The following is a 16,388-nucleotide window of genomic DNA, read 5'->3' as shown; positions in this document are numbered from 1 at the left end:
GTCCCCGACCCCAGGAGCCACTGCATGTCCGTCATTCCGAGTACCCCCACGTCCACCTGCAGTGCCCCGGCACCCTTGCTGCACAGCCGTCCCCGAGTCGAGAGCGCACGGACAGAAGGGCCGGCCCTGCCTGCCGTCGTCGGCGCCGAGCTGCAGGTGCCGACCCTGTCGGGGGGCACGACCTACGCAAACCTGGACCACGCTGCCTCGACACCCGCACTGGTCGCCGCCAAGGAAGCCGTCGACCGTGCGCTGGAGACCTACGCCTCGGTCCACCGAGGGGCGGGCCATGCGTCCCGGCTGACGAGTGCCTGGTACGAGCAGGCCCGTGCACAGGTGGCCGAGTTCGTGGGGGCCCGGGCCGACGACTCGGTCGTCTTCACGCGGACGACGACCGACTCGTGGGCGCTGCTCTCGTCGGCACTGCCGGCCGCGACGACGGTCTTCGTCTTCGCGTCCGAGCACCACTCGACCCTGCTGCCCTGGGGTGACGACCGCACCGTCCGGCTTCCCGTGCCGCGCAGCGTCGAGGAGGCCCGCTCCCTTCTGGGCGCGGCGCTCGCCCGAGCCCGCTCGGTGGATCGTGACGGTGAGCGACTTGTCGTCGTCACGGCTGCGTCCAACGTCACGGGCGAGGTGTGGCCGATCGAGGAACTCGCCCGGGTCGCACGCGTCCACGGCGCCCGGATCGCGGTCGACGCCGCGCAGCTGTCGGGGCACCGGCCCATCGACCTTGCCGGATGGGACGTCGACTACGTCGCGTTCTCGGGGCACAAGACCTATGCACCGTTCGGCGCCGGCGTGCTTGCGGGGCGGTCCGACTGGCTTGACGCCGGCACGCCGTACCTGCGCGGCGGCGGCGCGACCCGCACGGTCGGCGAGCACGGGACGAGCTGGGCGACCGGGCCGGCGCGGCACGAGGGCGGCAGCCCCAACGTCATCGGGGCGATTGCCCTGGCAGCCGCCTGCGCGACGATCGCCCGCCACCGCGAGGCGATCGAGGCGCACGAGGCGCGCCTGCTGGCGCGGCTGCGCAACGGGTTGCGGTCGATCGAGGGGGTCGAGCAGCTGTCGGCCTTCGGCGACGGCCACGACCGGGTGGGCGTGGTGGCGTTCACGGTCCGAGGTCTCGAGCCGTCCCTCGTCTCGCAGGTCCTCTCGGTCGAGCACGGCATCGGCGTGCGGGACGGGAGGTTCTGCGCCCACCTGCTCGTCGATGACCTGCTGGCCGACGCGAGAGTCACGGGCGACACCTTGCCCGGCGGCGGGCTCGCGACCGCCGTGCGCGCCAGCATCGGCCTCGGCACGACAGTCGAAGCGGTGGACCGACTCATCGGCGCGGTGCGCGAGCTCGTCGAAGCCGGACCCGCAGCCACGTGGTCGCGCGGCGACACCGGTTGGGTGGTTTCGGGCAACGACCCGCGCGACCGTGAGGTGGCCCGGCCCTGGTAAACCGGGGCAGTCGGTCAGCGGCTCGGCAGCGAGTAGGCACCCCAGATGATGGCGTGGTCCGTGCCGTGGATGGCGACCTGTCCCGCCTCGATGACGCTCAACCCGCGGGTGAGCAGGTGGTCGAGCTGGACGTAGGGCGGCACCCGGCGGCCGCCGAATGGCCACGCCCGGACCCAGCCCAACCCGGCCACGCGGTGTGCGTCCTCCAGACCCTCCTCCACGAGACTGCGGAAGGCGGGATGCCCTTGGCTCGCGTTGAAGTCGCCGACGAGCACGGTTGCCTGCTCGCCCTGGCGGTCGCGCCACGTGGCCAGGGCACGCAGTCCCGCGCGCCACTGCTCGCCTTCATGCGTTGGCGCCGTGACGTGCACGGCCTTGACCCGCACCGGTGTGCCGCTGACGTCCACGATGACCTCCGGCTGGACGCTCGGCGTGTACGCGTCGACCGGGTCGGTACCAGTGACCTCGGTGATCGGGAAACGCGAGTAGACCATGGTGCCGTCGGAGGAGTCCGGGCGCGCCTCCCCCGCCCGCTCGATGAACCACTCGTCGAGCCCGGACGCGTCCAGCGCCAGCTCTGCCTCCGGCGTGAGCTCGGTGGCCACGAGGACGTCGACGGAGTGCGCCCGTACTGCCTCCGCCACCTGGTCCGGATCCGCCCTGCCGAAGTAGAGATTGATCGTCATGACCGTGAGCTCACGTGGCGCCCCTGGCGACGTGTGGGCGAACCATCCCGGGAGCGCGATGGTCGCCGCGACGACGACGGCCACGGTCACCGGCAGCAGCATCCACCACCGCCGCAGCACGGCAGTCGCGACGAGGAGGCCGAGGAGGCCGATCGCGACGAACGGGCCGGCGGTCTGCAGCACGATGACCGGCCGGGCCGTCGTGTCGAGCCAACGCGCGGCGCCGACCACCGCGAGGACAACGAGGACAGCCGCGATACCGAGGTCGGCCCAGCGCCACCTCGGACGCACCTCGGACCTGGTCACGCCTGGAGGACGACGGGGATGATCATCGGGCGCCGGCGGACCTTGCCGCCCACCCAGGAGCCCACGGCCCGCCGGATGACCTGCTGGAGCTGCTGGTCATCACGAACACCGTTGGCGACGGCCTCCTCGACCGCCCGCTCGACCTTGGGGATCACCTGTCGGAAGATCTCCTGGTCCTCGACGAAGCCCCGCGCCGTGATCTCCGGCCCGGACGCGATCTTCCCGGTCGCGGCGTCGAGCACGACGATGCACGTGATGAAGCCCTCGTCCCGCAGGATGCGACGGTCCTTGAGCAGCGCCTCGTCCGCGCCGCCGATGTTGGTCCCGTCGACGTAGATGTAGCCGCAGTCCACGACTCCAGTGATCGAGGCCTGTCCGTTGACGAGGTCGACCACGACGCCGTCCTCGGCGAGGACGACGTTCTGCTCCGGCACGCCCGTCTGGATGGCGAGCTGGGCGTTGGCGTACATGTGGCGCCACTCCCCGTGCACCGGCATGACGTTGCGGGGTCGCACGATGTTGTAGCAGTAGAGCAGCTCGCCCGCACTGGCGTGGCCCGAGACGTGCACCTTGGCGTTTCCCTTGTGCACGACGTTCGCACCGAGGCGCATGAGGCCGTTGATGACCCGGTACACGGCGTTCTCGTTGCCGGGAATGAGGCTGCTGGCGAGCAGGACGGTGTCGCCGGCTCCGACGTTGATGCGGTGGTCACCGTTGGCCATCCGGGACAGCGCCGCCATCGGCTCACCCTGCGACCCGGTGCTGACGAGCACCAGCTTGTCGTCAGGGAGGTCGCCGAAGCGCTTGGCGTCCACGAGGATGCCGTCGGGCACGTGCAGGAAGCCGAGATCGGAGGCGATCCCCATGTTGCGGATCATCGAGCGGCCGACGAAGGCGACCTTGCGTCCGGCCTTCTCGGCCGCGTCGAGCACCTGCTGGACCCGGTGGACGTGGCTGCTGAAGCAGGCGACGATGATGCGCCGCTCGGCATGCCGGAAGACCTTGTCGATCGCCGGCGCGATCTCGAGCTCAGGGGTGGTGAAGCCCGGCATGTCGGCATTCGTCGAGTCGGTGAGGAACAGGTCGACACCCTCCTCCCCCAGTCGGGCGAAGGCGCGCAGGTCGGTGATCCGACCATCCAGTGGCAGCTGGTCCATCTTGAAGTCGCCGGTGTGGAGCAGGTTGCCGGCCCGGGTGCGCACGAACACGGCGAGTGCGTCGGGAATCGAGTGGTTCACCGCCACGAACTCGAGGTCGAAGGCACCGACCCGCTCGCGCTGCCCCTCGGCAACGGCCAGCGTGAAGGGCCGGAGGCGGTGCTCCTTGAGCTTGGCCTCGACGAGCGCCAGGGTCAGGGTCGAGCCGATGAGCGGGATGTCCTCCTTGAGGCGGAGCAGGTAGGGGACGGCTCCGATGTGGTCCTCGTGCCCGTGCGTGAGGACGATGGCCTCGATGTCGCCGAGACGGTCCTCCAGGTAGGAGAAGTCGGGCAGGATCAGGTCGACCCCCGGGTGGTGGTCCTCGGGGAAGAGCACGCCGCAGTCGATGACGAGCAGCCGGCCCTGGGTTTCGAGGACGGTCATGTTCCGGCCGATCTCGCCGAGCCCACCCAGGGCGACGACGCGCAGGCCGTTGCTGGGCAGTGCGGGCGGTTCGGTCAGCTCGGGGTGAGGGTGGCTCACAGGGTTCCTGTCGGTCGGGTGCGAGGTCAGGCGAGCTGGCTGGGCCAGCGGTGGGGGCGCACTGGTCAGGCGACCGTGGCCAGAGCGGAGCGAACGACCTGCCGCTGCTCGGGGGTCGCCTCGACGAGCGGGAGCCGCACCATGGCGGACTCGATGAGGCCCTGCTCGGCCAGGGCCGCCTTCGCCATGATGGCGCCCTGGGTGACGTTCATGACGGCGTCCACCATGGCGTGAAGCGACCGGTGGATGGCGCGGGCATCGTCCCAGCTCCCTTCCACGACAGCGTCGGCGAAGCGCCGGTAGACCGCGGGGCAGGTCTGCGAGGTGACGCCGACGAATCCGACGCCGCCGTTGACGAAGTGGGCCAGGTTCATCGCGTCGTCGCCGGAGTACCAGTCGAGGCCGGTCGCCTCCATGAGCTGGCTGGCGAGCCACAGGTCGGCACGGGCGTCCTTCACGGCGACGATGCGCTCGTGCTCGGCTATCTGCAGGTACGTCTCGCGGGCGATGGCGATGCCGGATCGACCGGGAATGTCGTAGACCATGACCGGCAGGTCGCTCGCGTCAGCGAGTGCGATGAAGTGGGCGACCAGGCCAGACTGCGGCGGCTTGTTGTAGTACGGCGTGACGGCGAGGACCGCGTCGGCTCCGACCTTCTCGGCGACGCGCACTGACTCGACGCTCTTGGTGGTGTCGTTGCTGCCCGCGCCTGCGACGATCACGGCCCGGTCACCGACAGCGCCGATGACGGCCCTGAGCAGGTCCTCCTTCTCGGCAGCCGTGGTCGTCGGCGACTCGCCCGTCGTCCCGGACACGATGATGCCGTCGTGGCCCTGGTCGACCAGGTGCGCCGCCAATCGCTGGGCGGAGTCCAGGTCGACTGATCCGTCCGCCCGCATCGGCGTCACCATCGCCGAGAGGACACGTCCTAGCCGGGGTGCGTCTGCCATGGGGCAAGGTTAGCGCCCGCTGGTTCCCGTCCTTCCATGCGGCGCCCACCCCCGATCGAGTGGACAACATTCGGGCTCGAACCCGCCCGAAAGCTGTTCACTCGATCAGGACGTGCCTGAGCGCACGAAGCGAGGCACTACTCGCTCGGGGGTCCGAGTAGTGCCTCGCCACCCCTACCATCGCGCGGCCGGCGGCAGCGTTACACCGTTCGGGCGAATCTCTGGCGGGCTGTCAGCGGCGGACGTAGGTGACCCACGCAAACCCGTCGCGCGACTCGCGCTCGGTCTCCTGCCACTGTGTCTGGTCGATCTCGGGAAAGGTCACCGAGCCGTCCGGGGACTGGTCGACCTCGGTGATGACGAGGCGAGCGGCATACGGCATCGCTTCCCGGTAGACCTCGCCGCCGCCCACGATGAACACCTCGTCGGCAGGGCCGGCGAGGCTCAGGGCCTCGGCGAGCGAGTGCGCGGTCTCGACGTCCGCGTGGCGCCAGTCCTCCCGCCGGGTCATCACGATGCTCCGGCGGCCACGCAGCACGCCCATCGCCTCGAACGTGCGCCGGCCCATGATCATCGGGTGGCCCATCGTCGTGCGCTTGAAGAACTTGAGGTCCTCGGAGATGTGCCACGGCATCGAGGAGCCGTCACCGATCACGCCATTGCGCCCTACGGCCGCGATCATCGTCACGTTCGTCATGGAGCCACTGTGGCAGCACCTGCCCCGGCTCAGACAGCGATCGGGGCGCGGATGCTCGGCTCCGCGACGTAGTCGACGAGCTCGAAGTCGTCCAGGTCGAACTCGTCGATGCTCGTCCTGCCGGGGGTGATGCGCATGGTCGGCAGCGGGTGCGGGGTGCGCGCCAGCTGGAGCCGCGCCTGCTCGAGGTGGTTGAGGTAGAGGTGGGCATCGCCCAGCGTGTGGACGAACTCACCGGGCTGCAGGTCGGTCAGCTGGGCGACCATCTGCGTCAGCAGCGCATAGCTCGCGATGTTGAACGGCACACCGAGGAAGACGTCGGCGCTGCGCTGGTAGAGCTGGCAGGAGAGGCGCCGCTCGCCATCAGCGCCGGGAGGTGAGACGTAGAACTGGAACAGCGTGTGGCACGGCGGCAGCGCCATGTCGTCGACATCCGCGACGTTCCAGGCCGAGACGATGAGGCGCCGGGAGTCCGGATTGGTGCGGATCTGCTCGATGACCTTGGCGATCTGGTCGACGCGGCGCCCGTCCGGCGTCGGCCACGAGCGCCACTGGTACCCGTAGATCGGCCCGAGGTTGCCGTCCTTGTCGGCCCACTCGTCCCAGATCGAGATGCCGCGCTCCTGGAGCCACCGCACGTTGGTGTCACCCCGGAGGAACCACAGCAGCTCGCCGATGATCGAGCGCAGGTGCAGCCTCTTGGTCGTCATCGCGGGGAAGCCGTCCGCGAGGTCGAAGCGCATCTGGTGGCCGAAGACGCTGAGCGTCCCGGTCCCGGTCCGGTCGGACTTCTCCTGGCCGTGGGTCAGGACGTGGTCGAGGAGATCGAGGTACTGCCGCACACAGGCAGCGTAGTTCGCCCCGGTGTCACAACCGAGGAGGTGGGGCCGGATACCACTCGGCCGGCTCCCCCGCGACCCACTCTTCCAGCCCATCCAGATCGAAACCGGGCCGACCTGTGGAGTCGCGCCCGGATCACAGCGGTCCGAGAACCTCCGCCGCTTCGGCGCGAAGCTCGAGGGTCTCCAAGACGGTGAGGAGCTGGCGCTCCTCATACCGGAAATGGCTTTCCATGATCGCTGCGACGCCCTCGAGGTGGCTGTGCAGCTCCTCGGGCGGCGCGGCCCGATCGATGGCAGCACGAAGCTCGCCCAGCAGGTGCGCGATCATCGAGTGGTCGTGCTCGAGCGCCCTGAGCACGGGCGCCAGCTGCCGGTGCGCCGCCTCGATGGCCGGGAACAGCGTGCGGTCCTCGCCCTGGTGGTGGCCGTCGAGCGCGGCGCAGAAGCCATGGCAGTGGAGCAGCAGGTCCTGTGAGACGTCTGCCGCGCCCGTCCCCTCCTGCAACGCGTCCCGGGTCACGTCCAGGGCCTCACGAAGGCGGGCATGAACCCGGCGCAGCTCCTCGCTCCATGCGACGACCCTTGCCGTCTCGCGGTCAGTCACGTCGGCTCAGGCGTCGTAGTCGAGCGAGACGTCGTCGGTCACCGGGTGGCTCTGGCAGGTGAGCACCAGGCCTGCCGCGACCTCGTCCGGCTCGAGTGCGTAGTTGCGGTCCATCCGTACCTCGCCGGAGACCAGCCTCGCCCGGCACGTGCCGCAGACGCCGTTGGTGCACGAGAAGGGGGCATCGGGCCGCAGGCGGAGCGTCGCGTCGAGGATCGTCTCGTCCCGGCTCGGCATGGGGACCACGGTCGTGCGCCCGTCGAGGTTGACCGTCACCGTCGCCTCGGGCGGCGCGCCCTCGTCGATGACGACCTTCCGCTTCGGCTCGGTGCCGTCGTCGACGTGGAAGATCTCGTGGTGGATGTGGCGCGGATGGACGCCCCGTTCCGTGAGCAGGGCCTCGGCCGCGGTCACCATCCCGAAGGGTCCGCAGAGGTACCACTCGTCCGCGGACTCGATCGGCACGAGCGCGGCGAAGATCCGCTCAAGCCGCTCCCGGTCGAGCCGCCCACTGAAGAGCTCGACGTCCTGCGCCTCGCGGGAGAGGACGTTGACCAGGTGGAAGCGTCCCGGGAAGCGGTTCTTGAGGTCCTCGAGCTCCTCGAGGAACATGATCGAGCTCGTCCTCCGGTTGCCGTAGAGCAGCGTCACGCGTGAGCGTGGCTCCTCCTCGAGCGCCGTCGAGAGCAGGGACATCACTGGCGTGATCCCGGATCCCGCCGCAATCGCCACGTGATGCCGTATGCCGCTGGGCCGGGTTGCGCACGTGAAGCTGCCCAACGGGGTCATGACCTCGAGAACATCCCCGGTGGCCACGACGTCGTTGAGCCAGTTCGACATCCGTCCCTCAGGGACCCGCGCGGCGGCGACGCGCAGGGTGCGGGTCGCCCCTGCCCTCGCGCGCGACTGACAGATCGAGTAGGACTGCCGGACCTCCTCGCCGTTGATGGTGGCGCGCACGGTGAGGTGCTGGCCCGGCTCGAACCGGTACTCGTCCGCGAGCTCGGGCGGGACGGCGAACGTGATGGCGACGGACTCGTCGGTCAGGCGCTCGACGTCGGCCACGGTCAGGTCGTGGAAGCGCGCCCGGTGGCGAGCGGGAGCGCCCTCGGTCGTGAGGTCGGTCATCTCAGATGGCCTTGAACTCGTCGAAGGGCTCACCGCACGCGTTGCACCGGCGCAGGGCCTTGCACGCGGTGGAACCGAAGTGGGCGATCTCCGTGGTGTCGTCCGAGCCGCACTGCGGACAGCTGACGACGTGCCGCTGGAGCTGGACGGCGACGGGACCACGGCCCTCCCCATCGGAGACCGGCCCGGGCGGCGCGATGCCGAAGCCCTCGAGCGCGGCGCGACCCTCCTCGGTCATCCAGTCGGTCGTCCACGCCGGGGACAGCTGGGTCCGCACCTCGGCTCGATAGCCATGGGCCTCGGCCTCCCAGGTGATCCGGTCGGTGATCGCCGCCATCGCGGGGCAGCCGGAGTAGGTCGGGGTGATCGTCACCACGAGCGCGCGGGCGTCCTCGTCGACCTCCAGGTCGCGCAGGATGCCGAGGTCGGCGATGGTGATGACCGGGATCTCCGGGTCGGGGATCCGTGAGATCGCCTCGGCCACAGGGGATTCCGTTGACAGGGTCGGCATCCCGATCACCATGTCGCACCGGGGTGAGAGCGCGCGATGTGCTGCATCTCGGCGAGCAGGTATCCCATCGGCGTCGAGTGGATCCCGGCACGTCCGCCCCGGGAGCGCCACGTCGGGCCGTCCGGCAGAGTCAGGGTCGCCTGCCGGACCACGGCACCCACGGCGGCGACGACCGGGTCGTGCAGGGACGAGGGCAGCACCCCGATGCCGGCCTGCGCGGCCGCCATGGACGCGTCATCGTCGTCGAAGATCTCGGCGAGGTAGGGCAACACCCATTCCAGGCCCGCCTGCATCCGGCGGTGCGACTCATCGGTGCCGTCACCGAGCCGCACGACCCACTGGGCCGCGTGGTCGAAGTGGTAGCGCACCTCCTTGAGCGCCTTGCCGGCCACCCCGGCGAGGACGCCGTCGCTGGAAGCGAGCAGAGCGGCATACAACTGCTTCTGGTACGCGGAGAACCACAGCAACCGCGCCATCTCCTGCCCGAAGTCACCCCGCTCCTGCTCGACGAGGTGGACGTTGCGCCACTCCCGCTCGTCCCGCATCATCGCGAAGTCGTCCTCGCTCCGCCCGGTGCCGTCCAGCCTCCCGACGTAGGGGTAGAGGCCGCGGGCGTGTCCGAGGAGGTCGAGCGCGACGTTGCCGAGCGCCATGTCCTCCTCGAGCTGCGGGGCGTTGGTCATCCACTCGCCCAGCCGCTGCGCGTAGACCATCGCATCGTCAGCCAGTCCGAGCAGGTATGCGGCAGAGGAGCTTTCGGGCATCACACCCTCTGTCGCGCCCCTTCCGTCCGCTCCGGGCCTCGCTCGTTCCTCGCTCGTGTCCCCACTCCGGTCGGCGCTCATAGGTACTCGACGTCCTCGGGCACCTCGTAGAACGACGGGTGCCGGTAGACCTTGTCGGCCGCGGGATCGAAGAACGAGTCCTTCTCCTCCGGACTGCTCGCGACGATGTCCGAGGCACGGACGACCCAGATCGAGACGCCCTCCTGGCGGCGGGTGTAGACGTCGCGACCGTTGCGCAGCGCCATCTGGGCGTCCGGCGCGTGGAGCGAGCCGACGTGGGCGTGCGAGAGCCCTCGCTTGCCGCGCACGAACACCTCCCAGAGTGGCCAGCTCCGCTCGGTGGTCCCGGAGACGGGTTCGCTCACGCGGCACTTCCCTTCAGCTCGTCGGCGTGCTTGCGGGCATAGGCGTTGGCAGCCTCGCGCACCCAGGCACCCTCCTCGTGGGCGCGGCGGCGGTGGACGATCCGCTCGGCGTTGCACGGTCCGTCACCGCGCAGCACCCGCCAGAACTCGTCCCAGTCGATGGGCCCGAAGTCGTAGTGGCCGCGCTCCTCGTTCCACCTCAGCTCCGGGTCGGGCAGCACGATGCCGAGCTTCTCGGCCTGCGGGACCATCATGTCGACGAACTTCTGGCGCAGGTCGTCGTTGCTGAACCGCTTGATCCCCCACGCCATCGACTGGGCCGTGTGTCCGCCCTTGGCGGCCTCACCGGTGTCCGGTGGGCCGAACATCATCAGGGCCGGCCACCACCAGCGGTTGGCCGCGTCCTGGGCCATGGCCTGCTGCGCCTCGGTGCCGCGCATGAGGTTCCAGAGGATCTCGAAGCCCTGGCGCTGGTGGAACGACTCCTCCTTGCACACGCGGATCATGGCTCGCGCGTAGGGGCCGTAGGAGCACCGGCACAGCGGCACCTGGTTCATGATCGCGGCACCGTCGACGAGCCAGCCGATGGCGCCGCAGTCGGCCCACGTCAGCGTCGGGTAGTTGAAGATCGACGAGTACTTCTGCTTGCCGTTGTGCAGCCGGTCGAGCAGCTCGGCGCGGTCGACGCCGAGCGTCTCGGCAGCGCTGTAGAGGTAGAGGCCGTGCCCCGCCTCGTCCTGGACCTTGGCGATGAGGATGGCCTTGCGTCGGAGCGAGGGCGCGCGGGTGATCCAGTTGCCCTCGGGCTGCATGCCGATGATCTCGGAGTGGGCGTGCTGGGCGATCTGACGGATCAGCGTCTGCCGGTACTCCTCCGGCATCGCGTCGCGGGGCTCGATCCGCTGATCGGCGGTGATGAGCGCATCGAAGTCACCCCCGACCTGCTCTCGGCGGTCCTCGTGCGCGAGAGCCTCGTCGTAGGCGCCCGTCTCCGCCGCGTTCAACGGCTCGTTCGGGTCGATGACGTCGTTGCCATACATGCGTCCAGTATGCGAGATGGGCGCCAGTCGCACCAAAGTGGCCTTTCTCGGACCCGCGGAGCGCCTGAGACGATGCTGTGATGAGCCAGCCGCACCAGCCCGTCCATCACGGACACGACCACCCGCCCGGCCCCCTCGCCGACGCGAGCGTCCGGGTGGCCCGAGTCTCCGACGCCCCCGCCGTGGGGTTCGTGCAGGCGGTCGTGTTCCGGGAGGCGTATGCCGCTCTGCTGGCTCCCGAGGTCGTCGCCCAGTTCCAGCCCCAGGCGTTCGCGAGCGCGTGGCGGACGACGCTCGAGGGTGCGGCCGCGGACGACGGCGTGCTCCTCGTCGCGTGTGCGGGTGAGCAGGTCGTCGGCTTGGCCGCGGTGGGAGCCTCGAGCGACCCCGATGCCGACGACAGCACCGCCGAGCTGCTCGTGCTCGCCGTTCATCCGGACGCACGCCGCCAGGGCCACGGCTCCCGCCTGCTCCATGCCGTCGTCGACACCGCCCGGGCCCGGGGACGCGACCGGCTGACTGCGTGGGCCCTGGCCTCCGCTGGCGCGGTGCGCGAGTTCCTCGTCGCGGCTGGACTCGGCCCGGACGGCGCGAACCGGGAGCGCGTGGTGGGCCCCGACGGCGAGACCGCCAAGGAGCTCCGCCTCTCTGCTTCGCTGGAGGCGGCGTGAGGTCAGAGGCCCTCACCACGGAGGAGCGTCGCCTCGTCACCCGGGAAGCCCTGTCCGTCGGCATCGCGACGGGCGCCTACGGCATCAGCTTCGGCGCCTTGGCGGTCTCTGCCGGCCTCGACGTGTGGCAGACCTGCGCACTCTCCCTGCTGATGTTCACCGGCGGTTCCCAGTTCGCCTTCATCGGGATCATCTCGGCCGGCCTGCAGGCAGCCCCCGCCGCGATCGCCGCGTCATCGCTCCTCGGCGTGCGAAACGGGCTCTATGCGCTGGAGCTGACCCAGCTGCTCGGGGTGAGAGGAATCCGGCGGCTCGCCGCTGCGCACATCACCATCGACGAGTCCACCGCGGTGGCGGTGTCACAGTCGCACGTCAGGGCCGCTCGCCTGGGGTTCTGGCTGACCGGTCTGACGGTCTTCGCGTTGTGGAACCTCACCACGCTGGTCGGCGCCCTCGTGGGCAACGCCCTCGGGGACCCGAAGGCGTGGGGTCTGGATGCGGCCGCCTGCGCCGCGTTCACCGCCCTGCTCTGGCCGCGGCTGAAGAACCGCGACTCGGTGGCGATCGCCGTCGTCGCCGCCGTGGTCGCCGTGGTGCTCGCCCCCGCCACGCCGCCCGGCATCCCGGTCATCGTCGCCGCGCTGGCTGCGTTCATCGCGTGGCGGGAGCCACGTGCGACCGCGGAGGTCGAGGACGTCCCGGAGGGTTCCCACCGCGGCCACGGCCCGACGCAGCCGGGGCGAGAGTCGGAGGTGCGTTCATGAGCATGTGGGTCGCCCTGCTCATCGCAACCGCCATCGCGTTCGGGCTCAAGCTCCTCGGCTACCTCGTGCCAGCGGACCTGTTGGCCGAGCCGCACGTCAAGCGCGTCACTGCGGCGCTGCCCGTCGCGCTCCTCGCCGCGCTGGTCGCGATCCAGACCCTGACCGGCTCGGGTGGCGTCTGGACGCTCGACGCGAGGGTCGCGGCGGTCGGCGTGGCCATCGTGGCGCTGGTCCTCAGAGCTCCGTTCATCGTCGTCGTCGCACTCGGCGCCCTGACCGCGGCGCTCCTGCGCCTCGCCGGCTGGGCGTGATGGCTGGCTCGGACGAGGTGCGTCGCATCGCGCTCGCCCTGCCCCACGTCGTGGAGATCGAGAGCGACGGCTTCGACTTCCGGGTCGGCGACAAGGGATTCGTGTGGTCCTACCCGGAGCGCAGCCCCGGCAGGCGCCGGGTGATCCGCACCGACATCGCCGTCCTCTTCGTCGGCGACGAGGCCGAGAAGCAGGCACTGCTCCTCGGTGAGCCCGCCCTGTTCTTCACCACCCCCGCCTACGACGGCTGGCCACTCGTCATGCTGCGTCTCGAGGCGGTCGACACCGGGCGGCTCGCCGAGCTGGTGACGGATGCCTGGCGCATGCGGGCGCCAGCGGACCTCGCCGCGGATCTGCCCGACGCCGCGCGATAGGGCAACCGAATGGCGCTGGCCTCGCTCTCCACGGGCAGCACCCCTCACCAGGAGTGCGCAGTCCTCGTGCAGGCCGACGACGCCTGCGCCGACCCAAAGCCGGGTCGCGGCGTTCGTCACCCCTGCGCGGCGCATGGGCATTTCCACCCATGGCCGGCGCATCCAGATGGGCACATCTCCCGACGCGGTTGATGCTGCCTGAACGTAGCGTCGAGCTGCATGACAAACCCTTGGGAGGCGAGTCCGATGAGCAGCGAACCAGCGCGTGATGGAGGACCGGTCGTCGACGGTGCGGCGCGGGAGCGCCGGCAGCTGATCGCAGCCACTCCACTCGTCGAGCAGCACCTGACCGCGGCCGGAATACCAACGGCGGTGCTCGTCGGGGGCGAGGGCCCTCCTGTCGTGCTGCTGCACGGGCCGGGTGAGTTCGCCCTGACGTGGATGCGCGTCATACCTCCGCTCGCCACGGCGCATCGGGTCGTGGCTCCCGATCTGCCTGGCCACGGCGCCTCCGGTCTGGGAGACGGGCCGCTCGACCGCGAGCGTGTGCTGTCCTGGCTCGACGACCTGATCGAGCAGACCTGCCCCTCGCCTCCCTACGTGGCCGGCCACCTGGTTGGCGGTGCGATCGCGATGCGCTTCGCGCTCGATCGACCGGGCCGGCTGCGTGGCATCGCCCTGGTCGACACCCACGGCCTGAGCCGCCTCCGCCCGTCCCCGGCGTTCGCCATCACCCTGGCCACCTTCATCGCGCATCCGACGCCCACGAGCCGGGACCGCTTCTTCCGGCAGTGCTTCGTCGATGTCCCGCAGCTGCAGGACGGGCTGGGCCCACACTGGGACCCGCTGATGACGCTGGGTCTGGAGGGCGCCAGGTCGCGGGAGCAGAAGACGGCCATGCGCAGCCTCATGTCCGCCTTCGGCACCCGGTCGATCCCCGAGGCCGACCTCGCCAGGATCACGGTGCCGACCACGCTCATCTGGGGTCGCGAGGACCGCCAGACGCCACTGTCCGTGGGACAACGCGCCAGCGCACGATACGGCTGGCCCTTGCACATCATCGACGGGGCCGCCGACGACCCCGCCTTCGAGCAGCCCGCGGCGGTGATGAGGGCGTTCGAGGCGATTCCCGCCCTGGGATGACCGGAGCGCTGCGTTCCGGTGTTGGTTGAGGGTCAGTCGAGGCCGAGGTACCGCTCCAGTCCCACCGTGAGACCGGGGTGGTCGGCCACCGCCCGGACGGCGGCGAGGACCCCCGGCATGAACGAGGCCCTGTCGAACGAGTCGTGACGGATCGTCAGCTGCTCGCCCGCGTTGCCGAGGAGAACCTCCTGGTGCGCGACGAGCCCACGCAGCCGGACGGAGTGGACGTGTATGCCGCTGAGCACGGCCCCGCGCGCGCCATGAGGATCGTGGGTGGTCGCGTCCGGGATGGCGGGCCGGCCCGCCTCGCCACGCGCGGCCCCGATCAGCGCAGCCGTGCGGGCTGCGGTCCCGGATGGTGCGTCGACCTTGCTCGGGTGGTGGAGTTCGAGGATCTCGACGGACTCGAAGTACGCCGCCGCCTTGGCGGCGAACGACATCATGAGCAGGGCCCCGATCGCGAAGTTCGGCGCGATGAGCACGCCGACCCCGGTGCCGGTGCTGGAGGGTGGAGCTGCCTCGAGCTGGTGCCGGAGCGCTTCGAGGCGAGCGTCGTCCCAGCCGCTTGTGCCGACGACGACGTGGACTCCCCGGTCGACGCAGTGGGCCACGTTGTCGGGTGACGCCGCCGGCACCGTCAGCTCGACAGCGACGTCGGCGCCGCCCAGGTCCCCCAGCTCGTCACCCGAGCCGTAGGTCCCGACGATCCTCAGTCCCTCAGCCGCCCCGACTGCCTTGACGGCTTCGGAGCCCATCCGGCCGTTCGCGCCGATCACCGCAACCTTGATGTCCGTCACGGCGAAACCCTATCGAGGCCGACCCGGGAGTCCGTGTTTCGGGACCAAAGCTCCAGCTGGACCGACCATCCGGGAGCACACTGGAACAGATCGAGGGAGTGGTCATCATGCGCGATCGTCATGCCCGCAGCAGCGTACGGTGCGTCCGAAGGATCCTCCTCGCCCCGCTCGCGGCCGTGGCGCTGCTGACCGGGCTGCTACCCGCCATCGCGCCCCCCGCCCAGGCCGCACCCCTGCTCGGGCACGACATCTCGTGGCCGCAGTGTTCGTCGAGCGTCGGCGGCTTCGATCTGCCGATGCCCCCGGAGAGCACCCACTTCGTCATCGTGGGCCTGACGAAGGGCCTGCCGTTCACCGAGAACCCGTGCCTCGCGTCCCAGGTCGACTGGGTCCAGGACCGCAGCAAGCCGGCCCACGGGTACACGATGGCCGCCTTCCCCACGAGCGCCCAGCTGAGCACCTACGGTTCGCAGGGACCCTGGTCGACGAGCACGCGGGCCGGCCAGCTGTCGAACGTCGGATATGCCGAGGCGACCTACGCCGCAGCGAGCCTCGACCGCGTCGGGTGGGCGCCGCCGGTGGTATGGATCGACGTCGAGCCGCGGCCGGCGCAGCCCTGGCCCACGAGCAATGCCGCCCAGTACCGCGAGAACCGCTACGTCATCGAGGGACTGATGCGCGGACTGCGCGACAACGGCTACGCCTACGGCCTCTACTCGTTCACCAACGGCTGGCAGGAGATCACCGGCGGCTGGCGGCTCCCGGGCGTGCCGGTGTGGGCGACGGCCGGGGAGCTGGACTACCCCGACGAGGCTCTGGACCGGTGCACCCAGGCGAGCTTCTCGGGTGGGCGCGTGTACCTCTCGCAGTGGTACGACGACACCCGGGACTACGACCGGACCTGTGGGACGTATGCGTTCAGCGACCTGCCGATTCCCGCCTCGACGCTCTCCAACTCCACGGCAGACTTCAACGGCGACTGGAACAACGACGTCCTCGCTCGGTGGACGGCAACCGGAACGCTGCACCTCTACGCCGGCCGGGGGGACGGCCGGATCTCCTCCCACGTCCAAATCGGCAGCGGCTGGGGCCCGTTCAGCGCGTTGGAGACGGTCGGTGACTTCAGCGGTGACGGCGCACTCGACGTCCTCGCCCGCGACCCGGCCACGGGCTACCTGTGGATGTACCGGACCACGGGCAAGGGCGGCTGGTCCAGCTCCCGTGTACGGGTGGGTACGGGCTGGAACCCCTTCAACTCCATCATCGGCCCCGGGGACTTC

19 protein-coding genes are annotated in these 16,388 nt (G+C 70.4%); 7 read left to right on the top strand and 12 right to left on the bottom strand.

From position 1 onward, the window contains the following. Positions 1–24: 24 nt before the first annotated feature. Positions 25–1,452, top strand: a complete 1,428-nt coding sequence (locus VJN29_RS05950) for an aminotransferase class V-fold PLP-dependent enzyme (RefSeq protein ID WP_324142668.1) — start codon at positions 25–27, stop codon at positions 1,450–1,452. Between the two features lie 14 nt (positions 1,453–1,466). Here VJN29_RS05950 and VJN29_RS05945 read toward each other — a convergent pair whose 3' ends face one another. The 11 genes from VJN29_RS05945 to paaA form a co-directional block, all read right to left on the bottom strand. Further along, positions 1,467–2,444 carry an endonuclease/exonuclease/phosphatase family protein gene (locus VJN29_RS05945; RefSeq protein WP_324142667.1) on the bottom strand — a complete coding sequence of 326 codons (978 nt, stop codon included), beginning with the start codon at positions 2,442–2,444 and terminating at the stop codon, positions 1,467–1,469. Beyond that, a complete protein-coding gene (locus VJN29_RS05940; RefSeq protein ID WP_324142666.1) occupies positions 2,441–4,126 on the bottom strand; it encodes a ribonuclease J in 1,686 nt (561 codons plus the stop codon). The genes VJN29_RS05945 and VJN29_RS05940 overlap by 4 nt, the downstream gene beginning before the upstream one ends. A gap of 65 nt (positions 4,127–4,191) precedes the next feature. Then, positions 4,192–5,076, bottom strand: coding sequence for a 4-hydroxy-tetrahydrodipicolinate synthase (dapA, locus tag VJN29_RS05935; RefSeq protein WP_324142665.1), 885 nt, complete (start codon positions 5,074–5,076; stop codon positions 4,192–4,194). A gap of 232 nt (positions 5,077–5,308) precedes the next feature. Next, positions 5,309–5,773, bottom strand: a complete 465-nt coding sequence (locus VJN29_RS05930) for a dihydrofolate reductase (protein WP_324142664.1) — start codon at positions 5,771–5,773, stop codon at positions 5,309–5,311. A 29-nt stretch (positions 5,774–5,802) separates the two neighbouring features. Continuing rightward, a complete protein-coding gene (locus VJN29_RS05925; RefSeq protein ID WP_324142663.1) occupies positions 5,803–6,615 on the bottom strand; it encodes a thymidylate synthase in 813 nt (270 codons plus the stop codon). 133 nt (positions 6,616–6,748) lie between these two features. Further along, positions 6,749–7,219 (bottom strand): hemerythrin domain-containing protein, encoded by a 471-nt coding sequence (locus VJN29_RS05920; RefSeq protein ID WP_324142662.1) that lies wholly within the window; start codon positions 7,217–7,219, stop codon positions 6,749–6,751. 6 nt (positions 7,220–7,225) lie between these two features. Beyond that, positions 7,226–8,347 carry a 1,2-phenylacetyl-CoA epoxidase subunit PaaE gene (paaE, locus tag VJN29_RS05915; protein ID WP_324142661.1) on the bottom strand — a complete coding sequence of 374 codons (1,122 nt, stop codon included), beginning with the start codon at positions 8,345–8,347 and terminating at the stop codon, positions 7,226–7,228. Between the two features lies 1 nt (position 8,348). Further along, positions 8,349–8,858, bottom strand: a complete 510-nt coding sequence (paaD, locus tag VJN29_RS05910) for a 1,2-phenylacetyl-CoA epoxidase subunit PaaD (protein WP_324142660.1) — start codon at positions 8,856–8,858, stop codon at positions 8,349–8,351. 5 nt (positions 8,859–8,863) lie between these two features. Continuing rightward, the gene (paaC, locus tag VJN29_RS05905; RefSeq protein ID WP_324142659.1) at positions 8,864–9,622 is read right to left on the bottom strand and encodes a 1,2-phenylacetyl-CoA epoxidase subunit PaaC; all 759 of its coding nucleotides are present in this window, start codon (positions 9,620–9,622) and stop codon (positions 8,864–8,866) included. Between the two features lie 77 nt (positions 9,623–9,699). Continuing rightward, positions 9,700–10,008, bottom strand: a complete 309-nt coding sequence (gene paaB / locus VJN29_RS05900; RefSeq protein ID WP_324142658.1) for a 1,2-phenylacetyl-CoA epoxidase subunit PaaB — start codon at positions 10,006–10,008, stop codon at positions 9,700–9,702. Continuing rightward, complete coding sequence (gene paaA, locus VJN29_RS05895) at positions 10,005–11,048, bottom strand: 1,2-phenylacetyl-CoA epoxidase subunit PaaA (RefSeq protein WP_324142657.1); 1,044 nt, start codon at positions 11,046–11,048, stop codon at positions 10,005–10,007. The genes paaB and paaA overlap by 4 nt, the downstream gene beginning before the upstream one ends. An 80-nt stretch (positions 11,049–11,128) precedes the next feature. Here paaA and VJN29_RS05890 point away from each other — a divergent pair, with 80 nt between their 5' ends. From VJN29_RS05890 to VJN29_RS05870, 5 genes are all read left to right on the top strand, one after another. After that, positions 11,129–11,719: a GNAT family N-acetyltransferase gene (locus tag VJN29_RS05890; RefSeq protein ID WP_324142656.1), complete on the top strand. Its 591-nt coding sequence runs from the start codon at positions 11,129–11,131 to the stop codon at positions 11,717–11,719. Next, positions 11,716–12,483 carry an AzlC family ABC transporter permease gene (locus tag VJN29_RS05885; RefSeq protein WP_324142655.1) on the top strand — a complete coding sequence of 256 codons (768 nt, stop codon included), beginning with the start codon at positions 11,716–11,718 and terminating at the stop codon, positions 12,481–12,483. The genes VJN29_RS05890 and VJN29_RS05885 overlap by 4 nt, the downstream gene beginning before the upstream one ends. Further along, positions 12,480–12,794, top strand: a complete 315-nt coding sequence (locus VJN29_RS05880) for an AzlD domain-containing protein (RefSeq protein ID WP_324142654.1) — start codon at positions 12,480–12,482, stop codon at positions 12,792–12,794. The genes VJN29_RS05885 and VJN29_RS05880 overlap by 4 nt, the downstream gene beginning before the upstream one ends. Next, a complete protein-coding gene (locus VJN29_RS05875; protein ID WP_324142653.1) occupies positions 12,794–13,168 on the top strand; it encodes an MmcQ/YjbR family DNA-binding protein in 375 nt (124 codons plus the stop codon). The genes VJN29_RS05880 and VJN29_RS05875 overlap by 1 nt, the downstream gene beginning before the upstream one ends. Positions 13,169–13,414: 246 nt before the next feature. Next, entirely contained in the window at positions 13,415–14,311 is an 897-nt protein-coding gene (locus tag VJN29_RS05870; protein ID WP_324142652.1) for an alpha/beta fold hydrolase, read from the top strand. A gap of 32 nt (positions 14,312–14,343) precedes the next feature. Here the strand turns inward: VJN29_RS05870 and dapB are convergent, their stop codons facing one another. Then, positions 14,344–15,108, bottom strand: coding sequence for a 4-hydroxy-tetrahydrodipicolinate reductase (gene dapB / locus VJN29_RS05865; protein WP_324142651.1), 765 nt, complete (start codon positions 15,106–15,108; stop codon positions 14,344–14,346). A 176-nt stretch (positions 15,109–15,284) separates the two neighbouring features. On the opposite strand from dapB, the gene VJN29_RS05860 reads away from it, so the two are divergent. After that, on the top strand, positions 15,285–16,388 hold a 1,104-nt coding region (locus VJN29_RS05860; protein ID WP_324142650.1), incomplete at its 3' end, for an FG-GAP-like repeat-containing protein.

This window comes from Intrasporangium sp. (genome assembly GCF_035280925.1).
GTDB lineage: Bacteria > Actinomycetota > Actinomycetes > Actinomycetales > Dermatophilaceae > Intrasporangium.
This window is presented reverse-complemented; position numbering and strand designations above follow the sequence as displayed.